Source organism: Hydrocarboniphaga effusa AP103, assembly GCF_000271305.1.
Lineage (GTDB): Bacteria > Pseudomonadota > Gammaproteobacteria > Nevskiales > Nevskiaceae > Hydrocarboniphaga > Hydrocarboniphaga effusa.
On the sequence record NZ_AKGD01000001.1, the window covers coordinates 2,405,556 to 2,425,268 of the forward strand.

Genomic DNA, 19,713 nt, shown 5'->3' on the forward strand with positions numbered 1-19,713 from the left:
GGCACTATTGTTAGTTCAGTCGCCGGAAGTCAAGCCCGGAGTGCCCATGGAAGCCCTCACCGAACGTCAGGCCCAGATTCTCGAATTCCTGCAGCGGCATATCGAAAGCCAGGGGCGCCCGCCGACCCAGGCCGAGCTCGCGCTCGCCTTCGGCTTCAAGGGCCGCACGGCCGCGCGCGATCAGCTGCTGCAGCTCGCCCGCAAGGGCTACATCGAGTTCAACGAAGGCACCGCGCGCGGCCTGCGCGTGCTGCGCAGCCCGCTGAGCGCGCTGCCGGCCAACCGCGTGCCGATCGTCGGCCGCATCGCAGCCGGTTCGCCGGTGTTGTCGGACGAGAACGTCGAGGATTTCCTGACCATCGATCCGGACATGTTCCGGCCGCGCGCCGATTACTTCCGCCGCGTGCAGGGCGAGTCGATGGTGAGCGCCAACATCTTCGATGGTGACCTCGTCGGCCTGCATGCCACTTATGAAGCCGCGCGCGGGCAGATCGTCGCCGTGCGTATCGAGGATCCGCTCACGGGCGAGCCCACGCTCACGCTCAAGCGCCTGCAGCGCGAGCGCGAGGTGGTGGTGCTGTACTCGGAGAATCCGGATCAGGACAGCTATCCGCCGATCCGTCTCGATCCGCGGCAGCAGTTGTTCCAGGTGGAAGGCCTGTTCGTCGGCTTGATTCGAGCGCGGACGCACTGACATTGAATCGTGGCGCGGGAGAGCGGCCGGGAAACCGGGCGTGAAACCATGCGCGCGGCGCTGGCGCCTATTCCGAAGGCGACGGCGCTCCGCTTTCCCGTCCTGCGATGTTGTTCTTGACCGGCCAAAGCGCTTGGCCGGCCTCGAGTTTCAGCCGACCAGGTTGTCGAGGTCGACGCGCTCGCCGATCGGTTTTTTCCACAGCGCGATGTTCTTGATCGGTGCCTTGAAGTAGGGGCTCAGCTTGATCAGGCCCAGCAGTGCCTGGTTGGCGGCGGTGCCGACGGCGTCCATCGGGCGGTCGAAATCGAGGAACAGCACGACGCGGCGATCCGGCGTGTCGTTGTGGACTTCGTGCTCGTAGGTATCGTCGAACAGCACGGCCTTGCCTTCGGTCCAGCTGTAGCGCTGGTCGTCGACGCGAATCCAGCAGCGCTCGCGATCCTTCGGCACCTCGAGCGCCAGATGGCAGCGCACGAGGGCGCGCGTCGGGCCGCGATGCGGTGGAATCTTGGTGCCGGGCGCGAGGATCGAGAACCAGGCGTTCTGCAGGCCCGGCAGTGCGTCGAGCACGGCCGCGGTGTGCGGGCAGCGTTCGCGGTTGTAGTCGATGCGCTCGCCGAGCATCAGGAACGCGAAGGTCGTCCACTGGCGGCCTTTGGAGATGCGGGACTGGTCCGGCGACAGGTCATGGAAGGCCGGGATGTCGTCCGGGCGCTTGAGCACCTCGTCGAGCTCGCGGCGAATCTCGCGCCAGTTGGCCTCGAGCGTGGCCAGTTGCGGGAAGTCTTCGGCGAACAGGAAGGGGCTGACCGGAATCTTCGAATGCTTGCCCTGGAAGGCCCAGAGCGAGCGCAGCAGGTTCTTGCCGCTCACGTGCACCAGCTGGTGCAGCGGCGAGCGCTTGCGGGTCTTCGAATCCGCGGCTTCTGTTTTCATGGAATGAATGTGGGGTACTTGGGATGCGAAGCAGCGGGCCCGGCCGTCGGTCAGCCCATCCAGCGGCCGATCAGACGCACTTCTTCAGGTGCGCATCGAGCAGGCTGCGCGCCGCCGCCCCGGCGTTCACGGCCGGTCCGCCGTCGCACGGAAAGATCAGTCGCGATTGCACGCTGCCGCTCATCAGCAGCATGAGGCCGTCGCCGAGTACGTCGGGGTCGTGCGCCTGCATCTGGTGGGCGAGCGCGCGGAAGCGGGCCCGGATTTCGGTCTTGTGGACGCGCACGACCATCAGCGCCGGATGGTCTTCCTCGCGGATTTCGACGGCCGCGTTGGCCATCGGGCAGCCGCGCATGTTGGTGTCGCAGGGGCTGGCGGCGAACAGGGCCTCGCACTGGGCGCGCGGATTGCCCTCGTGGGCGGCCATGACGCCATCCCACCAGAGCCAGAAGTCGCGTTCGGAGTCGCGCAGGTACTCGGCCACGAGCTCGTCCTTGGACGAGAAGCTTCGGTAGAAGCTCATCTTGTTGGTGCCGGCCTCGTTGGCGATCGCATCGACGCCGACGCCGCGGATGCCCTGCTTGTAGAACAGGTCGCAGGCCGTATCGAAGATGCGGTCGCGCACGCAGGGCTTGCGCGGCGTATCGCGTGATGCGTCGGTCGTGGCTACGTCGGCGGTGGCCGCTTCGTTGCGTTTCATTTTCCAAACCCTCTTGACAGTGGGTGTTACCGGTAAGTAACTTATCACACATCGTTACTGACCGGTAACACCCATCTGCGCATTCTCTGCTCATCTGGCCGCTTGGTAAAGCGGCATTCGGATGAGGAACCTCGGAGATTTTAGTGAAGTGGGCCGGGCGGGGCATCTCGAAGTTCGAATAAGAAGTTTGGACCGCTGTTCCAAGAAAAAGGGGTTGGTCATGAGTCACCGCATTTCCTTTCGCAACACCGCCCGCCGCGTTTTCCAGGGCGCCGCCATTGCGGTTCCGTTGCTTTCGATCGCGTTGCTGGCAGGGCGCGAGCGCGCCGAATCCCAGCCCGCTCCACCACCTCCGCCGTCCGTCACCGTCGCCAAGGCGCAGCAGGGCGACGTCACCGATTGGGCTGAATTTACCGGTCGTTTCGAGGCCGTCGACCGTGTCGAACTGCGGCCGCGCGTGTCGGGTTATATCGAATCGGTGCGCTTCCACGAAGGCGCCGAGGTCAAGAAGGGCGATGTACTGTTCGTGATCGACCCGCGTCCCTACAAAGCCGCGCTCGATCGCGCCGAAGGCGAACTGGCCCGTATCCAGGCTCAGGCCGTCTACGCCGACAGCGAATCCCAGCGCGCGGAGCGCCTGCTGAGTTCGAAGGCGATCAGCCAGGGCGAGCACGATTCGCGGGTCAGCCAGCACAGCCAGTCGCAGGCCGATGTGCGTTCTGCGCGGGCCGCGGTCGATGCGGCCCGCCTGAATCTGGAATTCACCCGCGTGGTCTCGCCGATCGCCGGCCGCGTCTCGCGTGCGGTGGTCACCGAGGGCAACTACGTCAGCGCGGGCGGCAACGTGCTGACTTCGGTGGTTTCGCTCGATCCGATCTACGTGTCCTTCGACGGTGACGAGCAGAGCTATCTGAACTTTCGGCCCAAGGTCGGGGGCGACAGCGCCGATAGCGCGGTGTTCGTCGGACTCGCCAACGAAAGCGGCTATCCGCACACGGGCCGGCTCAATTTCCTCGACAACGCCCTGGACCCGGCCACCGGCACCATTCGTGTGCGCGCCCTGCTCGCGAATCCGGATCGCCAGTTCACGCCCGGCCTGTTCGCCCGCGTGCGCATTCCGGGCAGCGAGCGCTATTCGACAACGCTGGTGCCCGAGGCGGCCATCGCGACCGATCAGGACCGGCGCTACGTGCTCGTCGTCGACGAGGCCGGCACCGTCGAGTACCGCCCCGTTCAGCTCGGCGGGATTCACGAAGGCAAGCGCGTGGTCCGCGATGGCCTGGCGCCCGGCGAACAGGTGGTCGTGAGCGGCCTTCAGCGCGCACACCCGGGTTCCAAGGTCACGCCGCAGCAAGCCGCTCAGCCAGCACAGGCATCCAACTCAACCCCGGCCAAGTCCTGAAAAACAGCGGCCCAGGGAGCAACCCATGAGACTCACCCATTTCTTCATCGAGCGCCCGATTTTCGCCGGCGTGCTCTCGGTGCTGATCCTGCTCGCCGGTCTGGTTTCCGCGTTCGTGCTGCCGGTTTCGGAGTACCCGGAAGTCAGCCCGCCCACCGTCGTCGTCACCGCGCAGTATCCGGGCGCGAATCCACAGGTCATCGCCGACACCGTGTCGTCGCCGCTCGAGCAGGAGATCATCGGCGTCGAGGGCATGATCTACATGAACTCGCAGGCGCAGCAGGACGGCACGCTGCAGATCACCGTGGTGTTCCGCCAGGGCACCGACATCGACACTGCGCAGGTGCAGGTGCAGAACCGCGTCGCCCAGGCGCTGCCGCGCTTGCCCGAGGAAGTCCGCAACTTCGGTGTCACCACGCGCAAGAGCTCGCCCGACCTGACGATGGTCGTGCATCTGTTCTCGCCCGATGGCCGCTACGACGGGCTCTACCTGCGTAACTACGCGGTGATCCAGGTGCGCGACGTGCTCGCGCGCCTTCCCGGTGCGGGCGACGTGCGCATCTTCGGTGCCGGCGACTACGCCATGCGCCTGTGGCTCGACCCGCAGAAGATGGCCGCTCGCGACCTGACCACCGGCGACGTCATCGGCGCGGTGCGCGAGCAGAACGTGCAGGTCGCCGCGGGCAGCGTCGGCAGCGCACCGATGCACAGCGACGTCGAATTCCAGCTCGCGATCAATACGCAGGGTCGCCTGACCAACGAGCAGGAGTTCGGCGACATCGTGCTCAAGACCGGCAGCGACGGCCAGGTCACGCGTCTGCGCGATGTCGCGCGCCTCGAAATGGGCGCCGGCGAATATGCATTGCGCAGTCTGCTCGACAACAAGTCCGCCGTGGCGCTGCCGGTGTTCCTGCAGCCCGGCGCGAACGCGCTCGATCTCGCCAAGAACGTGCGCGCCACCATGGCCGAGCTCAAGAAGAGCTTTCCGGAAGGCGTCGACTATTCGGTGGTCTACGACCCGACCGTGTTCGTCAGCGACTCGATCAAGAAGGTGATGGAGACGCTGGTCGAGGCGACGCTGCTGGTCGTGCTCGTGGTGCTGCTGTTCCTGCAGCGCTGGCGCGCGGCGCTGATCCCGATCATCGCGGTTCCGGTGTCGATCATCGGCACGCTCGCGGCCTTGCAGTTCTTCGGCTTCTCGCTCAACACGCTGACCTTGTTCGGGCTGGTGCTCGCGGTCGGCATCGTCGTCGACGATGCGATCGTGGTGGTCGAGAACGTCGAGCGCGGAGTGGCCGAAGGGCTTGCGCCGCGCGCGGCTGCACACCGTTCGATGGATGAAGTGGGCGGCGCGATCATCGCGATCTCGCTGGTGCTCTGCGCGGTGTTCGTGCCGCCGGCACTGGTGCCCGGCTTCACGGGCCTGTTCTATCGCCAGTTCGCGCTGACCATCGCGTTCGCCTCGGTCATTTCGGCGATCAACTCGCTGACCCTGTCGCCGGCGCTCGCCGCGCTGCTGCTGCGCGATCACCACGCCAGGCCCGATGCGCTGCAGCGGGTCATCGACGGCTCGCTCGGCTGGTTCTTCCGTCCGTTCAACCGCGCGTTCGATGCGACCGGGAACGGCTACACCAACGCGGTGCGCCGCATCCTGCGCTTCGGCGTGATCGGCCTGGTCGTCTACGCGGGCCTGGTGCTGTTCGCGGGCGGTGCGTTCAAGGCGGCGCCGACCGGCTTCGTTCCGGCGCAGGACAAGGGCTATCTGGTGGGCATCGTGCAGTTGCCGCCATCGGCCTCGATCGAGCGCACCGAGCGCATCGCCAAGCAGGTCGGCGAGATTGCGCTCAAGGAACCCGGCGTGATCCACGCGGTGCAGTTCCCGGGCCTGTCGATCAACGGCTTCACGCGTTCGTCGAATGCGGCCGTGGTGTTCTTGACGCTCGCTCCGTTCGAAGAACGCGGCAGCAAGATCACCGGGCAGTCGATCGCGACGAGCTTGAACCAGAAGCTGTCGGCGATCGACGGTGCGATGGTGCTGATGGTGCCGCCGCCGCCGATCCAGGGCTTCGGTCCGGCCGGTGGCGTCAAGCTGCAGATCGAGGACAAGACCAATCGCAGCCAGCAGGAGCTCTACGCGCTCACGCAGGAAGTGCTCGCCAAGGTGCGCAGCAATCCGCAGCTCATGAACGCGTTCAGCAACTACGACGTCAACGCACCGCTGCTCTACGCCGATATCGACCGTGTGCGGGTCAAGCAGCTCGGCATCCGGCTCGGTGATGTGTTCCAGACGCTGCAGACGTATCTGGGTTCGTTCTACATCAACGACTTCAACAGCTTTGGCCGCACCTTCCGCGTGATCGCGCAGGCCGACGAGCAGTATCGTGATCGCCCGCAGGATGCGCTGCTGCTCAAGACGCGCAATGCCGCAGGCGAGATGGTTCCGCTCGGCAGCGTGCTCAAGCTGCGCGAGAGCTTCGGGGCGACCACGGTGCAGCGCTACAACGGTTATCCATCCGCCGACATCAACGCGGCTCCGGCACCGGGCGTCAGCTCGGGCCAGGCGGTCGCCGCGCTGACGCAGATCGCCGAGCAGACGCTGCCGCCGGGCGTGGGCTTCGACTGGACCGAGATCACCTATCAGCAGGTGCAGAAGGACGTGCTCGGCTACGTGTTCCCGCTCTGCGTGCTGCTGGTGTTCCTGGTGTTGTCGGCGCAGTACGAAAGTCTGCGCCTGCCCTTCGCGGTGATCCTGATCGTGCCGATGTGCCTGCTGTCGGCCTCGCTCGGCATCCTGCTGATGAACTCGGAGATCAACATCTTCACGCAGATCGGCTTGTTCGTACTGATCGGTCTGTCGGCGAAGAATTCGATCCTGATCGTCGAGTTCGCCCGCGAAAAACAGGCCGAAGGCATGGGCGTGATCGAAGCGGCGCTCGAAGCCTGCCGCCTGCGCCTGCGCCCGATCATCATGACCAGCGTCGCCTTCATCCTCGGCGTGCTGCCGCTGGTGCTCGCCACCGGTGCGGGCGCGGAGATCCAGCGCTCGATGGGCATCGCGGTGTTCTTCGGCATGATCGGCGTGACCTTCTTCGGCCTGTTCTTCACGCCGCTGTTCTACGTCGCCATGCGCGGCTGGAGCGAGCGCAAGAAGGCGCTCGAGGTCGAAATCACCCCAACGAATCACACGGCCGAGCACGCCGTGACGCATCACTGAGCACTTGCACGCGCAAGACTCGCACCACTGAACAATCGGAGAAACACCATGCAACAGAAGATCGCACTCGTGACCGGCGGCAATCGCAGCATCGGCTTCGAAACCGCTCGCCAGCTCGCGCAGCAGGGCGTGCACGTGATCATCGGCGCGCGCCGTCGCGGCCAGGGCGTCGAAGCGGCCATGCAGCTGCAATTGCAGGGCCTGTCGGTGGAGACCGTCGAGCTCGACGTGTCGAACCGCAATACGATCATCGCGGCCGCCGACGAAATCGGTCGCAAGCACGGCCGGCTCGACATTCTCGTCAACAACGCCGGCATTGTCGGCGACAAGCCGGGCACCGCCTCGCAGCAGCCGGTGTCGGACTGGCGCGTGGTGTTCGACACCAATCTGTTCGGTGTCATCGAAACCACGCAGGCGCTGTTGCCGCTGCTCAGGAAGTCCGAAGCCGGCCGCATCGTTAACGTGTCGAGCCTGCTCGGCTCGGTGGCGATGCACGCGCAGCCCGGAACGCTCGATGCCTTCAAGAACCTGTCGGCCTACAACGTCTCCAAGAGCGCCTTGAATGCGTACACGCTGCATCTGGCGCATGAGCTCGCCGGAACCAGCATCAAGGTCAATGCGATCCACCCGGGCTACGTGAAGTCCGACATGAACAAGGGCGGCGGCGATCTCGACCTCGCCACCGGCGCCAAGACCAGTGTCGATCTCGCGCTGATCGACAGTGATGGCCCGAACGGTAGTTTCTCTCATCTCGGTGAAACATTGCCTTGGTGAGACGGTAGCGGCCGTTTGCAGTCCCCTCTCCCGCTTGCGGGAGAGGGTGGTCCGTCAGGACCGGGAGAGGGGATTGGCGGTGCTCTCGCCGGCGACGAAAGCCCCTCTCTCCCCTCGCTGACGCGAGGGACTCTCTCCCGCAAGCGGGAGAGAGGAACGGCAGGGCCGTTTCGCCGCGACGATCAGCCACAAGCCAAATCCACTTTCCACTTCGAAAAAGATCAAAGGAATTCCCATGACGCTCAAGCTCCACACGCCCACGCAGCTCGGTGATCTGAGCCTGCGCAACCGCATCGTGATGTCGCCGATGACGCGCACGCGCAACGAACCGGGCCACGTGCCGGGCGCACTGGTGGTCGAGCATTACGCCGATCGCGCGGACGCCGGCCTGATCATCACCGAGTGCACGAGCGTCTCGGCCGACGCTTCGGCCTTCGGCGACGATCCGGGCATCTACAACGAGGCGCAGGTCGCCGGCTGGAAGCGCGTGACCGACGCCGTGCATGCCAAGGGCGGGCTCATCGCGCTGCAGATCTGGCATCCGGGCCGCGCGACACATCCATTTCTCAACAATGGTGCCGAATCGATCTCGTCGACCAACCGCGCGATTCGCGACGACGGCATCCACACGCCCAAGGGCACGGTGCCGCAGGCCAATCCGCGTGCGCTGCGCACCGACGAGATTCCGGGCATCGTCGCGCAGTTCAAGGCCGGCGCCGAAAACGCCAGGCGCGCGGGCTTCGACGCGATCCAGATTCACGGCGCCCACGGTTATCTGATCGACCAGTTCCTGCGCAGCAGCGTCAACGATCGCACTGACGAATACGGCGGCTCGCTCGAAAACCGCGCGCGCCTGCTGCTCGAGATCACCGATGCGGTCATCGGCGTGTTCGGCGCCGGCCGCGTCGGCGTGCGCATTTCGCCGCTGGTGGCCTACAACGACATCAGCGATGCCGATCCGCAGGCGCTCGTGGCCTACGTCGCCGAGCAGTACGCCAAGCGCGGCACGGGCTTCTTCGAGCTGCGCCACAACGATCACAGCAAAGCGGAGGAGCTCGAACTCGCGCGCATCGCGCGCTCCAAGCTCGGCTCGGTGCCGCTGCTGCGCAACGGCGGCTACGGCGGTGCAGACGGTGACGAAGACGTGGTCGCCGGCCGCGCCGACGCCATCGTCTACGGCAAGCCCTTCATCGCCAATCCCGACCTCGTCGAGCGCCTTGCAATCGGTGCCGAGCTCAACGCGGTCGACTTCACCACGCTCTACGCCGGTGGCGCCAAGGGCTACAACGACTATCCGCGCCTCGCCTCATGAGGCGCGAGCGGCCAGTGGGAGTTTCACCATGAAGACTGCATCACTACTCAAACTGTCGCCGCTGCTCACGGCTTTGCTCGCCGCCTGCGCGGTCGGGCCCGACTACGAGCGCCCGGCCACGCAGACGCAGACGAGCTTCGCCAACGTCTCCGGCAGCGACGAGTTCCAGCAAGCCAAGCCGGTGGTTGCGTTCTGGACTGTGTTCGACGATGCGCAGCTCACCGCGATCGTCGAGCAGTCGCTGCGCTCGAACCACGACTTGCGCATCGCGCTCGCCAACTTGAACCAGGCGCGCGCGCTGCGCCGCGAAGCCAAGTTCGACTACCTGCCGACAATCACGGCCGATGCGGGCTATACCAATCGCCTGCTGCCCGAAGCGCAGCTGCCGGGCTTCGGCCGCGACGTGCGCGAGAACGAGATCTACAGTGGCGGTTTCGACGCCACCTGGGAACTCGATTTCTTCGGCCGCGTGCGCCGCGCGAACCAGGCCAGCAAGGCCACCGAGCAGGCGCTCGAAGCCACGCTCGCCGATGCGCAGGTCAGCGTCGCCGCCGAAGTGGCCCGCACTTACTTCGAACTGCGCGGCGCGCAGGAGCGCCATGCGGTGGCGGCGCGCAATGCCGACAACCAGCTGCAGACCGTGCAACTCGCCAAGGCCCAGCTCGACGCCGGCAGCGGCACCGAATTCGACGTCGCGCGGGCGCAGGCCCAGCTGTCGACGACGCTGTCGGCACTGCCGCAGTTCGACGCCAACGTGCAGAACGCCATTCATCGTCTGTCGGTGCTGACCGGACAGCAGCCGAACGCGCTGCAGGACACGCTGCGTCCGATCAGGGCGCTGCCCGAGCTGCCCAAGCTCACCGCGATCGGCGCTCCGGAAGATCTGCTGCGCCGCCGCGCCGACATTCGCGCGGCCGAACGCCGGCTCGCGGCTTCGACCGCGCAGGTCGGCGTGGCGACGGCCGATCTGTTTCCGCGCGTGAGTTTCCGCGGCGAAATCGGATTCGCGGCCGGCAGTGTCGACGACATCGGCCACGCCGCCGGCGAAACCTGGAGCTATGGCCCTGGCATCACCTGGGCCGCGTTCGATCTGGGCCGCGTCAAGGCGCGCATCGACCAGACCAAGGCGATGCAGGACGGCAGCCTCGCGCGCTACGAACAGACCGTGCTGCGCGCGCTCGAGGAAACCGAGAACGCGCTGGTCTCGTACAGCCGCTCGCGCCAGCAACTCGAATACCTGCGCGACAGCGTCGCCGCCGGTGATCGCGCGGTGGAGCTTGCGCATGTGCGCTACGACGGCGGCGCCAGCGGCTTCCTCGACGTGCTCACGGCCGAACGTGCGCAGCTGCAGGCGCAGGACGAACTCGCCGCGGCGCGCACGGCCACCGGCACGACGCTGATCGCGCTGTACAAGGCGCTGGGCGGCGGCTGGGCGAGCGATTCGGCGGTCGCGATGCAGGCGATTTCCTCACCGATGCCTTCGAGCGATTCAGTTGCGAGCGAGGCTGCGCCCCGCATGCTGGCGGCCCAGCGCATCGCATCGATGTCGCTTCCCCACTCGGCGGCCCCTTGAGCCTCGGCAAGCCATGATCGATCTGCACTACTGGACCACGCCGAACGGCCACAAGGTCACGCTGTTTCTCGAAGAGAGCGGCCTGCCGTATCGCCTGTTGCCGGTGAACATCCTGCGCGGCGCCCAGTTCGAGCCGCAGTTTCTGGCCATCGCCCCGAACAACCGCATTCCGGCCATCGTCGATCACGAGCCGCAAGGCGGTGGTGCGCCGGTGACCCTGTTCGAATCGGGCGCGATCCTGCTGTATCTGGCCGAGAAGACCCAGCGTTTCATTGCGCCCGATCTGCATGGCCGGGCCGAAGTGCTGCAATGGCTGTTCTGGCAGATGGGCGGGCTCGGACCGATGGCCGGGCAGAACCATCACTTCGCCCGCTACGCGCCCGAAAAGCTGCCGTATGCGATCGAGCGTTATCGCAAGGAAACCGCACGGCTCTACGGCGTGCTCGATCGGCGCCTGGCCGATCGGGCCTTCGTCGCCGGCGACGACTACAGCATCGCCGACATGGCGAGCTATCCATGGATCGTTCCGCATGCGGATCAGGGCCAGTCGCTCGACGATTTCCCGCATCTGAAGCGCTGGTTCGAGACGATCCGGCAAAGGCCCGGCACGATTCGCGCTTACGAGTTGGCAGACCGCCTCGCGAAATCGACCGGCAATCTCTCTCCCACGGACGACGAGGCTCGCCGTGTACTGTTCGGACAAGATGCAAAACGCTGACGCCACCGTCGAAGACGCACTGCAGAATCTGCAGGGTTGCGACCCCGCTCCTTCGCAGGAGCCCTGGTTGCAGCTGCTGCTGATTCCGCTCGCCTTGGCCACGCTGCTGCTGTTCGCGGCGCATGGCGGCGGAAGCGACGAGCGCGTGAGCCGCGGCGAACTGCCGAGCGTCGCGCCCGTCGCCGCGGTCACGCACAACGGTTGAAGTCATTCACTCGGTCGGTGGACCTGACGGCCGGGCCGCGTGAGCCATCGTGCAATCCGCTGCCCCGGCGGCTTGCGCGCGTCGCCAAACGCCTGTGAACGAGGTGTCACGTTTCAAGCCGCGTGGTTCAAACCACGCGGTCCAAAGCCGTCAAGTCACCCGCTTCAGAAACCGCAGCGCGAGTGTCTCGGCCTTGCGAGGCGCTCGCGACAGGTCTTCGCGCACGACCTTGTGCAAGCGGCCGTCGCGCCAAGCTTCGAACACGACCGGATTGATGTAGGACTTCCTGCAAACCGCGGGCGTGTTGCCGAGTTCGCTTGCGACCTGCTTGATCGCATGGTTGATGCATTGCGTGAGCGAGCGCTCGCTGACGAGCTCGGGCATCGGCGTGCAGCCCATCAGTGCGATGGCGCGCAAGGTGCCGCCCCAGGTGCGGAAATCCTTGGCAGTGAAATCCTGGCCGGTCGCCTCGCGCAGATAGTCGTTGACCTGCCCAGAATCGACCGGATGCTGCTCACCCTCGTCGTCGAGATACTGGAACAGCTGCTGCCCCGGAATCTGCCGGCAGCGGCGCACGATGCCGGCGAGACGCCTGTCGTTGACGACGATCTCGCGTTCCAGCCCGCCCTTGCCGCGAAAGCGCAGCAGCGCGCGGCCATCGCGCACGAAGCTGACATGCCGGTCTCGCAGTGTGGTGAGTCCATAGCTTTTGTTGCTGCGTGAGTATTCATGGTTGCCGATGCGCACGAGCGTCGAGTCGAGCAGCGCGACGATGACCGCGAGCACCTTCTCGCGCGGCAGGCCCTTGCGCGCGAGGTCGTGTCGCACGCGCCGGCGCAGGCGCGGCAGCGCCTCGCCGAACTCGACCATGCGCTCGAACTTGGCGCCGTCGCGCACGCTGCGCCAGCGCGGGTGATAGCGATACTGCTTGCGTCCGCGCGCATCGATGCCGGTGGCCTGCAGGTGGCCGCGCTCGTTGCGGCAGATCCAGACGTTCTCGTAGGCCGGCGGAATCGCGAGTTTGCGAATGCGCTCGAGCACGTCGGTATCGCGGATCACCCGCCCCCGCGTATCGAGATAGCGAAAGCCTCTGCCGTCGCGCTCGCGGCGAATGCCGGGCTCGCCGGCTGCGACATAGCGCAGCCCGGCCGAACGGGCCGCCATTTCGGCGAGCTCCGAGAGCTCGTTGCGGCTGTCGATCGTGATGGGAGCGTCCATGTCCATGAGCATGCTCGGGCTCAATGAATCGATCATGAGCCCGTCGAGCGCGATTGCCGTTGGGCTTCGCTGGGCCGACGCGATATGGTTGCAACTGGACTGGGCCAGGGAAATCTTCGATGAGCAGGAGGCTTGAAGGGCGACGCCCTGCACGAGTCGATAGATGCGCCCGCTGAAGTCGCTGTCGATCTCGGTCAAGACGCTGGCCTGGGTGCTGATCGCGAGTCTCGCCGCCTTCGTGGCGATCACCGGCGGAACCTACGCCTACCAGCGTTCGCGCCTGCTCGATGAGGCGCACGAGGCGGCCTTGCAATCGGTTCTGCAAAGCCGTGACGCGATCGCCCAGGAGCTCGCGCAAGGTGACGTCGAGAGCTTGCGCGCGTTTCTTGCGGGCCTCGTGCAGACGGGCGCCATCGTATCGATCGAGCTGGTGGTGCAACGGAACACGCTGCTCCGGTCGAACCGCCGGGACGGCGTGGCCAACCGCGAGATCGATCGCAGCTGGCAGCTCGATCTGCCGGACGCGAGCGGCCGTCGCATCGGCCAGCTGCGCGTCTACGAATCGTATACCTCGATCCGCGAGCGCATCCGCTCGGATGCCTCGCTGCTGGTGATGATCGAGCTGCTGCAGATCGCCGGGCTGTCGGCGGTCATCCTGCTGATCGTCTACCGGCTCATCACCCGGCATCTGTCCGCGATCGTCGACGACCTGCAGACGCTGCAGCGTCCTGGAGCGATCGGTCTGATCGGCTGGAGTCGCCGCAGCGGTTGGCGCGACGAACTCGACGAGCTCGTCGATGCACTCAACCGCTTTCATCTCGGTCAGGCGAAGGCGGAGACCGAGCTGCGCCAGCGCATCGCCGAGACCGAGACCACGCTGGCGGCGCTCACCTCGGGCGTGGTCACGCTCGATCGCCACGGACAGCTGATCTACCTCAACGAGGCGGCCCGCTGGCGGCTCGGGCTGGTCGACCGCAACGTTCCCCGGCGGCACTTCCGCAGCCTGTTCACGCTGATCGACGAAGCCGACGGCAGCGACCGTAGCGCACTCATCGAAGAAACCATCGGCACGCGCGACAACCGTTCCATGCGCGGCACGCTGAGCCTGTGCCCGGTCGGGACCCGGGCACCGTCGTTCTGCGCCGAGTTGAGCCTGATGCCGACCATCGACACCGGCGAGGTCGCGCTCATCGTGGTGTTTCGCGATATCTCCAACGAGATCGCGCGCGAACGGCAGATCGAGTTCCAGGCCTTCCACGACAGCCTGACCCGCCTCGGCAACCGCTCGCTGCTGCTCGAAAAACTGCCGTTCGAAATCCAGCGCGCGCGCAGCGCGGGGGGACGCGTGGCGGTGCTGTTCATCGACCTCGACAACTTCAAGCTCATCAACGACAACCTCGGCCACGGCACCGGCGACCTGTTGCTGCGCGAACTCGGCGAGCGACTGCGCGCGAGCGTGCGCGCCCCCGCGTGGGCGACCCGGCACGGCGGCGACGAGTTCATCGTGGTGATGCCATCGCCCGGCGACGACGCGGCGGTCGCCGCCTACGCCGAAGCGCTCATGAGCGAGATCCGCCGGCCGTATCGCGTTGCGGGCAACGACCTGCGCGTGTCCTGCTCGATCGGCATCAGCCTGTTTCCCGAGCATGGCGACGGCTACAACGAGCTCATCAGCCGGGCCGACTTGGGCATGTTCGCGGCCAAGAAGCTCGGCCGCAATACGGTCGCACTGTTCGACGACCGCCTGCAGCAGCAGGCGCGCAAGCGCCTGGTGATCGCCGAGGCGCTCAAGACCGCGCTCGACGGCGATGAGTTTTCGCTCGCATTCCAGCCGATGTTCGCGCTGGCCAGCGGCCGGCTCGCCTCGGCCGAAGTGCTGCTGCGCTGGGATTGCCCGAGCCTGGGCCGGGTGTCGCCGGCCCTGTTCATTCCGATCGCCGAGGAGACCGGGCTGATCGTCGACATCGGCGATTGGGTACTGCGTGGCGCGGCGGCCACGGCGATGCGCTGGCGCAAGCGGCTCGGCCGCGAGGTGGTGCTCGCGGTCAATGTCTCGGCCCTGCAGTTCCAGAGCCCGCGGCTGCTCGCCACGCTCAGCGAACTCGTGCGCGAATCGGCCGACTACGCGCAGCTGCTGAGCCTGGAGATCACCGAAAGCGCGCTGGTGGGCGACCTGGGCGATCTGAGCGACAAGCTGCGCACGATCCGCGAGCTCGGCTTTCGCATCGCGATCGACGATTTCGGCACCGGCTATTCGTCGCTCTCGTATCTCAAGAACCTGCCGATCGACGCGCTCAAGATCGATCGCGAGTTCATCCGCGACCTGCATGTGAACGCGCAGGACGTGGCGATCGTCTCGGCCATCATCCAGCTCGGCAGGAGCCTGGGCTACGAGATCGTCGCCGAGGGCATCGAGACCGCCGAAGCCGTGCGCCTCCTGCGCGAGCTGCAGTGCGACGTGGCGCAGGGTCATCACTACGCGGTGGCGGCGCCCGAGGAGCAGATCCTCCGGCAGCTCGAGCACTGGCTCGATCGGGCGCCGAACGCCTTGCGGCCTCCGACGCTGATCTGAGGAAAGCGAAAACCCCTCTCCGCTTGGGAGAGGGGCAGGGATGTGGGATTCGCCGTGAGAGCGAAGCCCGGTTATGACGAGCAGTCCTCATCCTCGATCCCTCTCCCGAACGGAGAGGCAAGAACAGCTCGCCTCAAGGGCTCAGGAAACCGTCCTTGAGCGCCTTCATGAGTGGGGCGCGCGCGCCTTCCGGCGCGTTCGGCAGATAGCCCTGGTCGATGGTCCAGACGATCGCGCCGCCGAGGCCGTTCTGTTTCACGTAGAGCGCTTTCTCGGCGATCGACCGCTCGTCTTCGTACGAGACGAAATTGCACTTCTGCGGGCCGAGCGGGCTCGATGAGCTCAGGTACGGCGTCTTCGCCGCCTCGTGCCATTTCTTTACGCCGGGCTTGGAGTACAGCGTCATGATGTTGGTGTAGCTCATGTCGTTGTCGTCGTTGCCCATGCGCGGCAGGCCGCTGGTGTCGTCGCTGGCCTTCATCACCTGATACGGCTCGGTGACGCCGCGCCAGCACGAGCCGTAGAAGCCGATGCCGATGCCGAGCTTGGCCGCCGGCACGCCGACGCGCAGCCAGTTGCGCACGGTGGAATCGATCGAACTCGGCGTGGTCGCGGTTTCGCCGTAGATCGCCGACGAATGCCAGGTATCCCAGTTCCAGTAGCCCGACGACATGCCGTAGCTCATGACGTTGATCTGGTCGAGCAGCGGCGCGACCTGGGCATAGAAGGCATCGGCCTCGTCCGGGAAGTTGTTGTTGACCCAGTAGATCGGCGCCGTGATGAGCTTGTTCGGCGCCGCATTGCGCAGCGCCTGGGCGAGCCAGGTGAAGGCCGGCTGGTCGGGCTGCTCGATCGGCTCCCAATCGAGATCCCAGCCGTCGAAGCCGTAGTCGTTGGCGAGCTTGACGAGGTTCTGCACGAAGCGCGCGCGGTTCTCGGGCCGGGTGGCGGAAACAAAGCTCTCGTACTCGCCGAAGCCGCCGACCATGACGATGGCCTTGGTTCCGGCCGCGTGCGCCCGCGTGATCACTTCCTTGGCCCATTCCGGGCCGTAGACGTCGTCGATGTCGAAGTTGGTCACCAGGCCGCCGTCGGCCTTCGGCGTGATGCGGCCGACCGCGACATGCGAGAGCGCCGAGAAGTCCACCTTGTCGACCGGATACAGGTCGCGGTTGTAGCCGACGTAATAGCCCATTACCCACTTGCCCGCGGACGGCGCGCTGTCGTTGTCGACGATCGTGCGCGTGTGCGTCGCGGTGGCACCGAGCGTGGCGTTGCCAGGGGCGCTCAGGCTCAGCACCACGGTTTCGCTGCTTTCGACGAGGCTGTCGTCGATGAGCTTGATCTTGACCGTCTTGCTGGTCTGTCCGGGCGTGAAGCTGATCGAAGCCGGGCTCGCCGGCGTGAGCTTGTAGTCCGAATTCGGAGTCGCCGTGCCGCTGGCCGCGAGCTGCACGGTCACGGTCTGGGTGCTCGCCTTCGACAGCTTGATCTGCACCTCGCTGTCCTGCGATTCGGGTGCGCTCGCGCTGGCGGACGAGAAGCTCAGCGTCGGCAGCGCAGGCGCATCGTTGTCGACGATGGCCAGGCTCAGGCTGCCGGGCGTGCCGACCGTCGCGTTCTTCGGCGCGCCGAGCGCGATCGTCAGCGTCTCGAGGGGCTCGATCTCCTTGTCGTCGATCGTCGTCAGCGTGAACTGGCGCGTGGTCTCGAGCACGCCGAAGCTCAAGCTGGCCGGAATGTCGTTGCGATAGTCGCGGCCCTTGGTCGCGGTTCCGCCGAGCGTCAGCGGCACTTTGACGTTGCGCAGGCTGGCCTGCGAGAGCTTCACCGTGACGGTCACCTGGCCGCCTTCGGTGACGTTGGCCGTCGAAGCCGCAAGCGTCACGGCCGGAGGCTTGAACAGATCGAGCAGCCCGGCCGAGGCGGGCATGGAAGCCGTGACGGCCGGGATCGACAGCAGACAGGCAAGGGCGCCGGGCGCCCGAGACAGACGAAACATGGAGTTCCCCCAGGGAGCGATGAAGCCGGGAAGGCGGGTTGACCGCCGCTGGCCGACAGCCGGCCGGCGACGTGGCGCAGTCTCGGGATCCCGCTGCGATCAGGCTTGAGGTCGGGCTGATCGATTCATGAGGTTTTGATGAGGTCGCCGCGAGCGGTGCTTCGCGGCCGATCGGCGGTGCTTTCTCCCTTCTCCCACCGGCAGAAGGTGCCCGAAGGGCGGATGAGGGATTCGCCGCGATAGCAAAGCCGGATTATGCCGGAGACTCCCTCGCCCGAGCCCTCTCCCGAAGGGAGAGGGAGCTTCAGGCGTTCGAGCCGAACCAGCGATCGAGCATCGCGTAAGTGAGCCGGTTGGCCGTTGCGAAGGCGGCGAGGTCTTCGGCCATGCCGGCCGGATGCGGCAGGCCCGAGGCGGCATCGAGGTGCTCGTCGGACAGCCAGCGGCGCAGGTTCGCGGCGGTGACTTCGGGGTGGTATTGCAAGGCCAGCACGCGGCCACCGTCGTATTCGAAAGCCTGCTGTTCGCTGAGCCCGCTGCTGGCCAGCAGCGTCGCGCCGCGCGGCAGCTCGTAGCCGTAGCCGTGCCAGTGCATCGCCGGATAAACGCCGGGAAAGTCCGCGAACCACGGCGAGCGCCGTCCGGCCTCGCTGAGCGTCAGGTCGAACCAGCCGATCTCGTTGACCGGATTGCGCGCGACGCGCGCTCCGAGCGCCTCGGCGAGCAGCTGCGCGCCGAGGCAGATGCCCAGGATGCGCTTGCCGGCTGCGAGCGCCTCTGCGATGAAGCGCTTCTCGGCCGTGAGCCATGGGTACAGCGCTTCCTCGTCGACGTTCATCGAGCCGCCGAGGATCAGCAGGCGGTCGAAGCTGCCCAGTGGCGGCGCCGCATCGCCTTCATAGAACGCGGTTCGCCGCGGGCCGAGGCCACGAGCCGCGAGCCACGGCGCGATGCAGCCGAGATCGTCTGCGGGCGCGTGCTGCACCCAGTGGACGCGGGAACTCACGAGCTCGATAGCGTCAACCGGCCTTAAGCGCGTTCCTCGAAGCTCAGCGACGCCGAGTTGATGCAGTAGCGCAGGCGCGTCGGCGGCGGACCGTCCGGGAACACGTGGCCGAGGTGGGCGTCGCAGCGGTCGCAGGTGACTTCGATGCGGCGCATGCCGTAGCTGTTGTCCTCGTGCGTGCCGATCGGGGCGTTCGGCGCGGGCTTGAAGAAGCTCGGCCAGCCAGTGCCCGACTCGAACTTGGAGCCCGACTCGAACAGCTCCGCGTCGCAGCACACGCAGCGATAGACCCCGACGCGATGGTCGTCCCAGAGTTGGCCCGTGAACGCGCATTCGGTGCCGCCGTGGCGGGTGACCTGGTATTGCTCGGGGGTCAGCTGGGCGCGCCATTCGGCGTCGGTCTTGACGATTTTCTGCGTCGTCGGCGTCTGGGTCATGTCGGGCCTCGTTGGCGCGCGATGCGCTGGCTAAATGCGGAGTGAGGTGTCGCGGAACAGCATAGATGGGTCCGCCCGGGCTTTCATTCAAGCTGGCGCGGCAGCCAAAGTGCGCGGTGCGAGTTCGCGTTTAGGCTGCGTCCATAACGAAAGCAGGGGAGAAACGATCATGTCGACACTGACGCTGCTGTGCCTGGCCGCCGTCGCGAGCGGCCTGCTCGCGATCGCCTGCGAAGTCGTCAACGAGCGGCGCGGCCAACGCCCGGCCGCGTTCCTGCTGCTCAAGCCGCTGACCACCGTGCTGATCGCGGCGACCCTGTTCGTCGATGCGCCGCCCGGGCCCTTGCTGATCGCCGCGTTCGCGTTCGCGCTGGCCGGCGACATCGCGCTGATGTTCGAAGGCCAGGCCGCGTTTCTCGCCGGGCTCGGCAGTTTCTTCATCGCGCATCTGGCCTTCGTCGCGGTGTTTCTCGATGGCGCGACACTGTCGGCAACGCCCTGGTGGACGCTGATCTTCGTCGCCTACGCGGTCGGCTTCTTCGCCTGGCTGTTGCCCAAGACCGGCGAACTCAAGTGGCCGACGCTCGCTTACGGCGTGGTGCTGACCGGCATGGTGCTGGCCTCGGCAGCGGCGCATGAAACGCTCGCCACGCCGGCGACGAAACTGAGCCTGATCGGTGCGCTGCTGTTCGCGTTCTCCGATTCGGTGCTCGCCGTGCGTCAGTTCAACGGCCCGTATCGCGGGGCACAGCCTTTGATCCTGTCGAGCTACTGGCTCGCGATCGGGCTCATCGCGGCCTCGCACTGGGGCTGAGGCCCGGAGTCATCGAGCCGGGCTTTAACGCGGCTGGCTGCCAGGGGCAATAGGGTCTTTCCTTCAGGCGACCCGTGGGAACCTGCGGGACAATCGCGGGGTCCAGCCGCCTGAACCTGATCGATTCACGTCG

Annotated in this window: 17 protein-coding genes; 11 read left to right on the top strand and 6 right to left on the bottom strand. The window is 66.3% G+C overall.

What is annotated here, in order from left to right:
* The first annotated feature begins 46 nt into the window (after positions 1–46).
* On the top strand, positions 47–694 hold the full coding sequence (lexA, locus tag WQQ_RS10620; protein WP_007185159.1) for a transcriptional repressor LexA: 648 nt from the start codon (positions 47–49) through the stop codon (positions 692–694).
* A 150-nt stretch (positions 695–844) separates the two neighbouring features.
* On the opposite strand, the gene WQQ_RS10625 is transcribed toward lexA, so the two are convergent.
* Together WQQ_RS10625 and WQQ_RS10630 are read right to left on the bottom strand one after the other, a co-directional pair.
* Entirely contained in the window at positions 845–1,633 is a 789-nt protein-coding gene (locus WQQ_RS10625; protein ID WP_007185160.1) for an aspartyl/asparaginyl beta-hydroxylase domain-containing protein, read from the bottom strand.
* A 70-nt stretch (positions 1,634–1,703) separates the two neighbouring features.
* Positions 1,704–2,333: a TetR/AcrR family transcriptional regulator gene (locus tag WQQ_RS10630; protein ID WP_007185161.1), complete on the bottom strand. Its 630-nt coding sequence runs from the start codon at positions 2,331–2,333 to the stop codon at positions 1,704–1,706.
* 220 nt (positions 2,334–2,553) lie between these two features.
* Between WQQ_RS10630 and WQQ_RS10635 the strand changes: the two genes are divergently transcribed.
* The 7 genes from WQQ_RS10635 to WQQ_RS10665 all read left to right on the top strand — a co-directional run bounded on the left by WQQ_RS10635 (position 2,554) and on the right by WQQ_RS10665 (position 11,531).
* Positions 2,554–3,735 carry an efflux RND transporter periplasmic adaptor subunit gene (locus tag WQQ_RS10635; RefSeq protein WP_050997624.1) on the top strand — a complete coding sequence of 394 codons (1,182 nt, stop codon included), beginning with the start codon at positions 2,554–2,556 and terminating at the stop codon, positions 3,733–3,735.
* A gap of 25 nt (positions 3,736–3,760) precedes the next feature.
* Positions 3,761–6,949 (top strand): efflux RND transporter permease subunit, encoded by a 3,189-nt coding sequence (locus tag WQQ_RS10640; RefSeq protein ID WP_007185163.1) that lies wholly within the window; start codon positions 3,761–3,763, stop codon positions 6,947–6,949.
* A gap of 48 nt (positions 6,950–6,997) precedes the next feature.
* On the top strand, positions 6,998–7,723 hold the full coding sequence (locus WQQ_RS10645; RefSeq protein ID WP_007185164.1) for an SDR family oxidoreductase: 726 nt from the start codon (positions 6,998–7,000) through the stop codon (positions 7,721–7,723).
* Between the two features lie 235 nt (positions 7,724–7,958).
* On the top strand, positions 7,959–9,035 hold the full coding sequence (locus tag WQQ_RS10650; RefSeq protein WP_007185165.1) for an alkene reductase: 1,077 nt from the start codon (positions 7,959–7,961) through the stop codon (positions 9,033–9,035).
* A 28-nt stretch (positions 9,036–9,063) separates the two neighbouring features.
* The gene (locus WQQ_RS10655; protein ID WP_007185166.1) at positions 9,064–10,608 is read left to right on the top strand and encodes an efflux transporter outer membrane subunit; all 1,545 of its coding nucleotides are present in this window, start codon (positions 9,064–9,066) and stop codon (positions 10,606–10,608) included.
* A 13-nt stretch (positions 10,609–10,621) separates the two neighbouring features.
* Positions 10,622–11,326 (top strand): glutathione binding-like protein, encoded by a 705-nt coding sequence (locus tag WQQ_RS10660; RefSeq protein WP_007185167.1) that lies wholly within the window; start codon positions 10,622–10,624, stop codon positions 11,324–11,326.
* Entirely contained in the window at positions 11,313–11,531 is a 219-nt protein-coding gene (locus WQQ_RS10665) for a hypothetical protein (RefSeq protein ID WP_040453388.1), read from the top strand. The genes WQQ_RS10660 and WQQ_RS10665 overlap by 14 nt, the downstream gene beginning before the upstream one ends.
* A 150-nt stretch (positions 11,532–11,681) precedes the next feature.
* Here WQQ_RS10665 and WQQ_RS10670 read toward each other — a convergent pair whose 3' ends face one another.
* Positions 11,682–12,749, bottom strand: a complete 1,068-nt coding sequence (locus WQQ_RS10670) for a DNA topoisomerase IB (RefSeq protein WP_157534577.1) — start codon at positions 12,747–12,749, stop codon at positions 11,682–11,684.
* Between WQQ_RS10670 and WQQ_RS24320 the strand changes: the two genes are divergently transcribed.
* Together WQQ_RS24320 and WQQ_RS23005 are read left to right on the top strand one after the other, a co-directional pair.
* A complete protein-coding gene (locus WQQ_RS24320) occupies positions 12,748–12,885 on the top strand; it encodes a hypothetical protein (RefSeq protein WP_157534578.1) in 138 nt (45 codons plus the stop codon). The genes WQQ_RS10670 and WQQ_RS24320 overlap by 2 nt on opposite strands.
* 27 nt (positions 12,886–12,912) lie before the next feature.
* Positions 12,913–15,321, top strand: coding sequence for a putative bifunctional diguanylate cyclase/phosphodiesterase (locus WQQ_RS23005; RefSeq protein WP_007185171.1), 2,409 nt, complete (start codon positions 12,913–12,915; stop codon positions 15,319–15,321).
* A gap of 133 nt (positions 15,322–15,454) precedes the next feature.
* On the opposite strand, the gene WQQ_RS10680 is transcribed toward WQQ_RS23005, so the two are convergent.
* The 3 genes from WQQ_RS10680 to msrB all read right to left on the bottom strand — a co-directional run bounded on the left by WQQ_RS10680 (position 15,455) and on the right by msrB (position 18,766).
* Positions 15,455–17,323 carry a glycosyl hydrolase family 18 protein gene (locus WQQ_RS10680; RefSeq protein WP_007185172.1) on the bottom strand — a complete coding sequence of 623 codons (1,869 nt, stop codon included), beginning with the start codon at positions 17,321–17,323 and terminating at the stop codon, positions 15,455–15,457.
* A 304-nt stretch (positions 17,324–17,627) separates the two neighbouring features.
* Complete coding sequence (locus WQQ_RS10685; protein WP_040453390.1) at positions 17,628–18,329, bottom strand: type 1 glutamine amidotransferase; 702 nt, start codon at positions 18,327–18,329, stop codon at positions 17,628–17,630.
* 23 nt (positions 18,330–18,352) lie between these two features.
* A complete protein-coding gene (msrB, locus tag WQQ_RS10690; RefSeq protein WP_007185174.1) occupies positions 18,353–18,766 on the bottom strand; it encodes a peptide-methionine (R)-S-oxide reductase MsrB in 414 nt (137 codons plus the stop codon).
* Positions 18,767–18,935: 169 nt separating this feature from the next.
* Between msrB and WQQ_RS10695 the strand changes: the two genes are divergently transcribed.
* Entirely contained in the window at positions 18,936–19,580 is a 645-nt protein-coding gene (locus WQQ_RS10695) for a lysoplasmalogenase (protein ID WP_007185175.1), read from the top strand.
* Positions 19,581–19,713 lie beyond the last annotated feature (133 nt).

Bases quoted from the DNA above. Each gene is read 5' to 3' on its own strand.
- WQQ_RS24320 (WP_157534578.1), top strand. From the start codon at position 12,748: ATGTCCATGAGCATGCTCGGGCTCAATGAATCGATCATGAGCCCGTCG.
- msrB (WP_007185174.1), bottom strand. From the start codon at position 18,766: ATGACCCAGACGCCGACGACGCAGAAAATCGTCAAGACCGACGCCGAA.
- WQQ_RS10665 (WP_040453388.1), top strand. From the start codon at position 11,313: ATGCAAAACGCTGACGCCACCGTCGAAGACGCACTGCAGAATCTGCAG.
- WQQ_RS10630 (WP_007185161.1), bottom strand. From the start codon at position 2,333: ATGAAACGCAACGAAGCGGCCACCGCCGACGTAGCCACGACCGACGCA.
- WQQ_RS10680 (WP_007185172.1), bottom strand. From the start codon at position 17,323: ATGTTTCGTCTGTCTCGGGCGCCCGGCGCCCTTGCCTGTCTGCTGTCG.
- WQQ_RS10670 (WP_157534577.1), bottom strand. From the start codon at position 12,749: ATGGACGCTCCCATCACGATCGACAGCCGCAACGAGCTCTCGGAGCTC.
- WQQ_RS10640 (WP_007185163.1), top strand. From the start codon at position 3,761: ATGAGACTCACCCATTTCTTCATCGAGCGCCCGATTTTCGCCGGCGTG.
- WQQ_RS10650 (WP_007185165.1), top strand. From the start codon at position 7,959: ATGACGCTCAAGCTCCACACGCCCACGCAGCTCGGTGATCTGAGCCTG.
- WQQ_RS10635 (WP_050997624.1), top strand. From the start codon at position 2,554: ATGAGTCACCGCATTTCCTTTCGCAACACCGCCCGCCGCGTTTTCCAG.
- WQQ_RS10625 (WP_007185160.1), bottom strand. From the start codon at position 1,633: ATGAAAACAGAAGCCGCGGATTCGAAGACCCGCAAGCGCTCGCCGCTG.
- WQQ_RS23005 (WP_007185171.1), top strand. From the start codon at position 12,913: ATGCGCCCGCTGAAGTCGCTGTCGATCTCGGTCAAGACGCTGGCCTGG.
- lexA (WP_007185159.1), top strand. From the start codon at position 47: ATGGAAGCCCTCACCGAACGTCAGGCCCAGATTCTCGAATTCCTGCAG.
- WQQ_RS10645 (WP_007185164.1), top strand. From the start codon at position 6,998: ATGCAACAGAAGATCGCACTCGTGACCGGCGGCAATCGCAGCATCGGC.
- WQQ_RS10655 (WP_007185166.1), top strand. From the start codon at position 9,064: ATGAAGACTGCATCACTACTCAAACTGTCGCCGCTGCTCACGGCTTTG.
- WQQ_RS10695 (WP_007185175.1), top strand. From the start codon at position 18,936: ATGTCGACACTGACGCTGCTGTGCCTGGCCGCCGTCGCGAGCGGCCTG.
- WQQ_RS10660 (WP_007185167.1), top strand. From the start codon at position 10,622: ATGATCGATCTGCACTACTGGACCACGCCGAACGGCCACAAGGTCACG.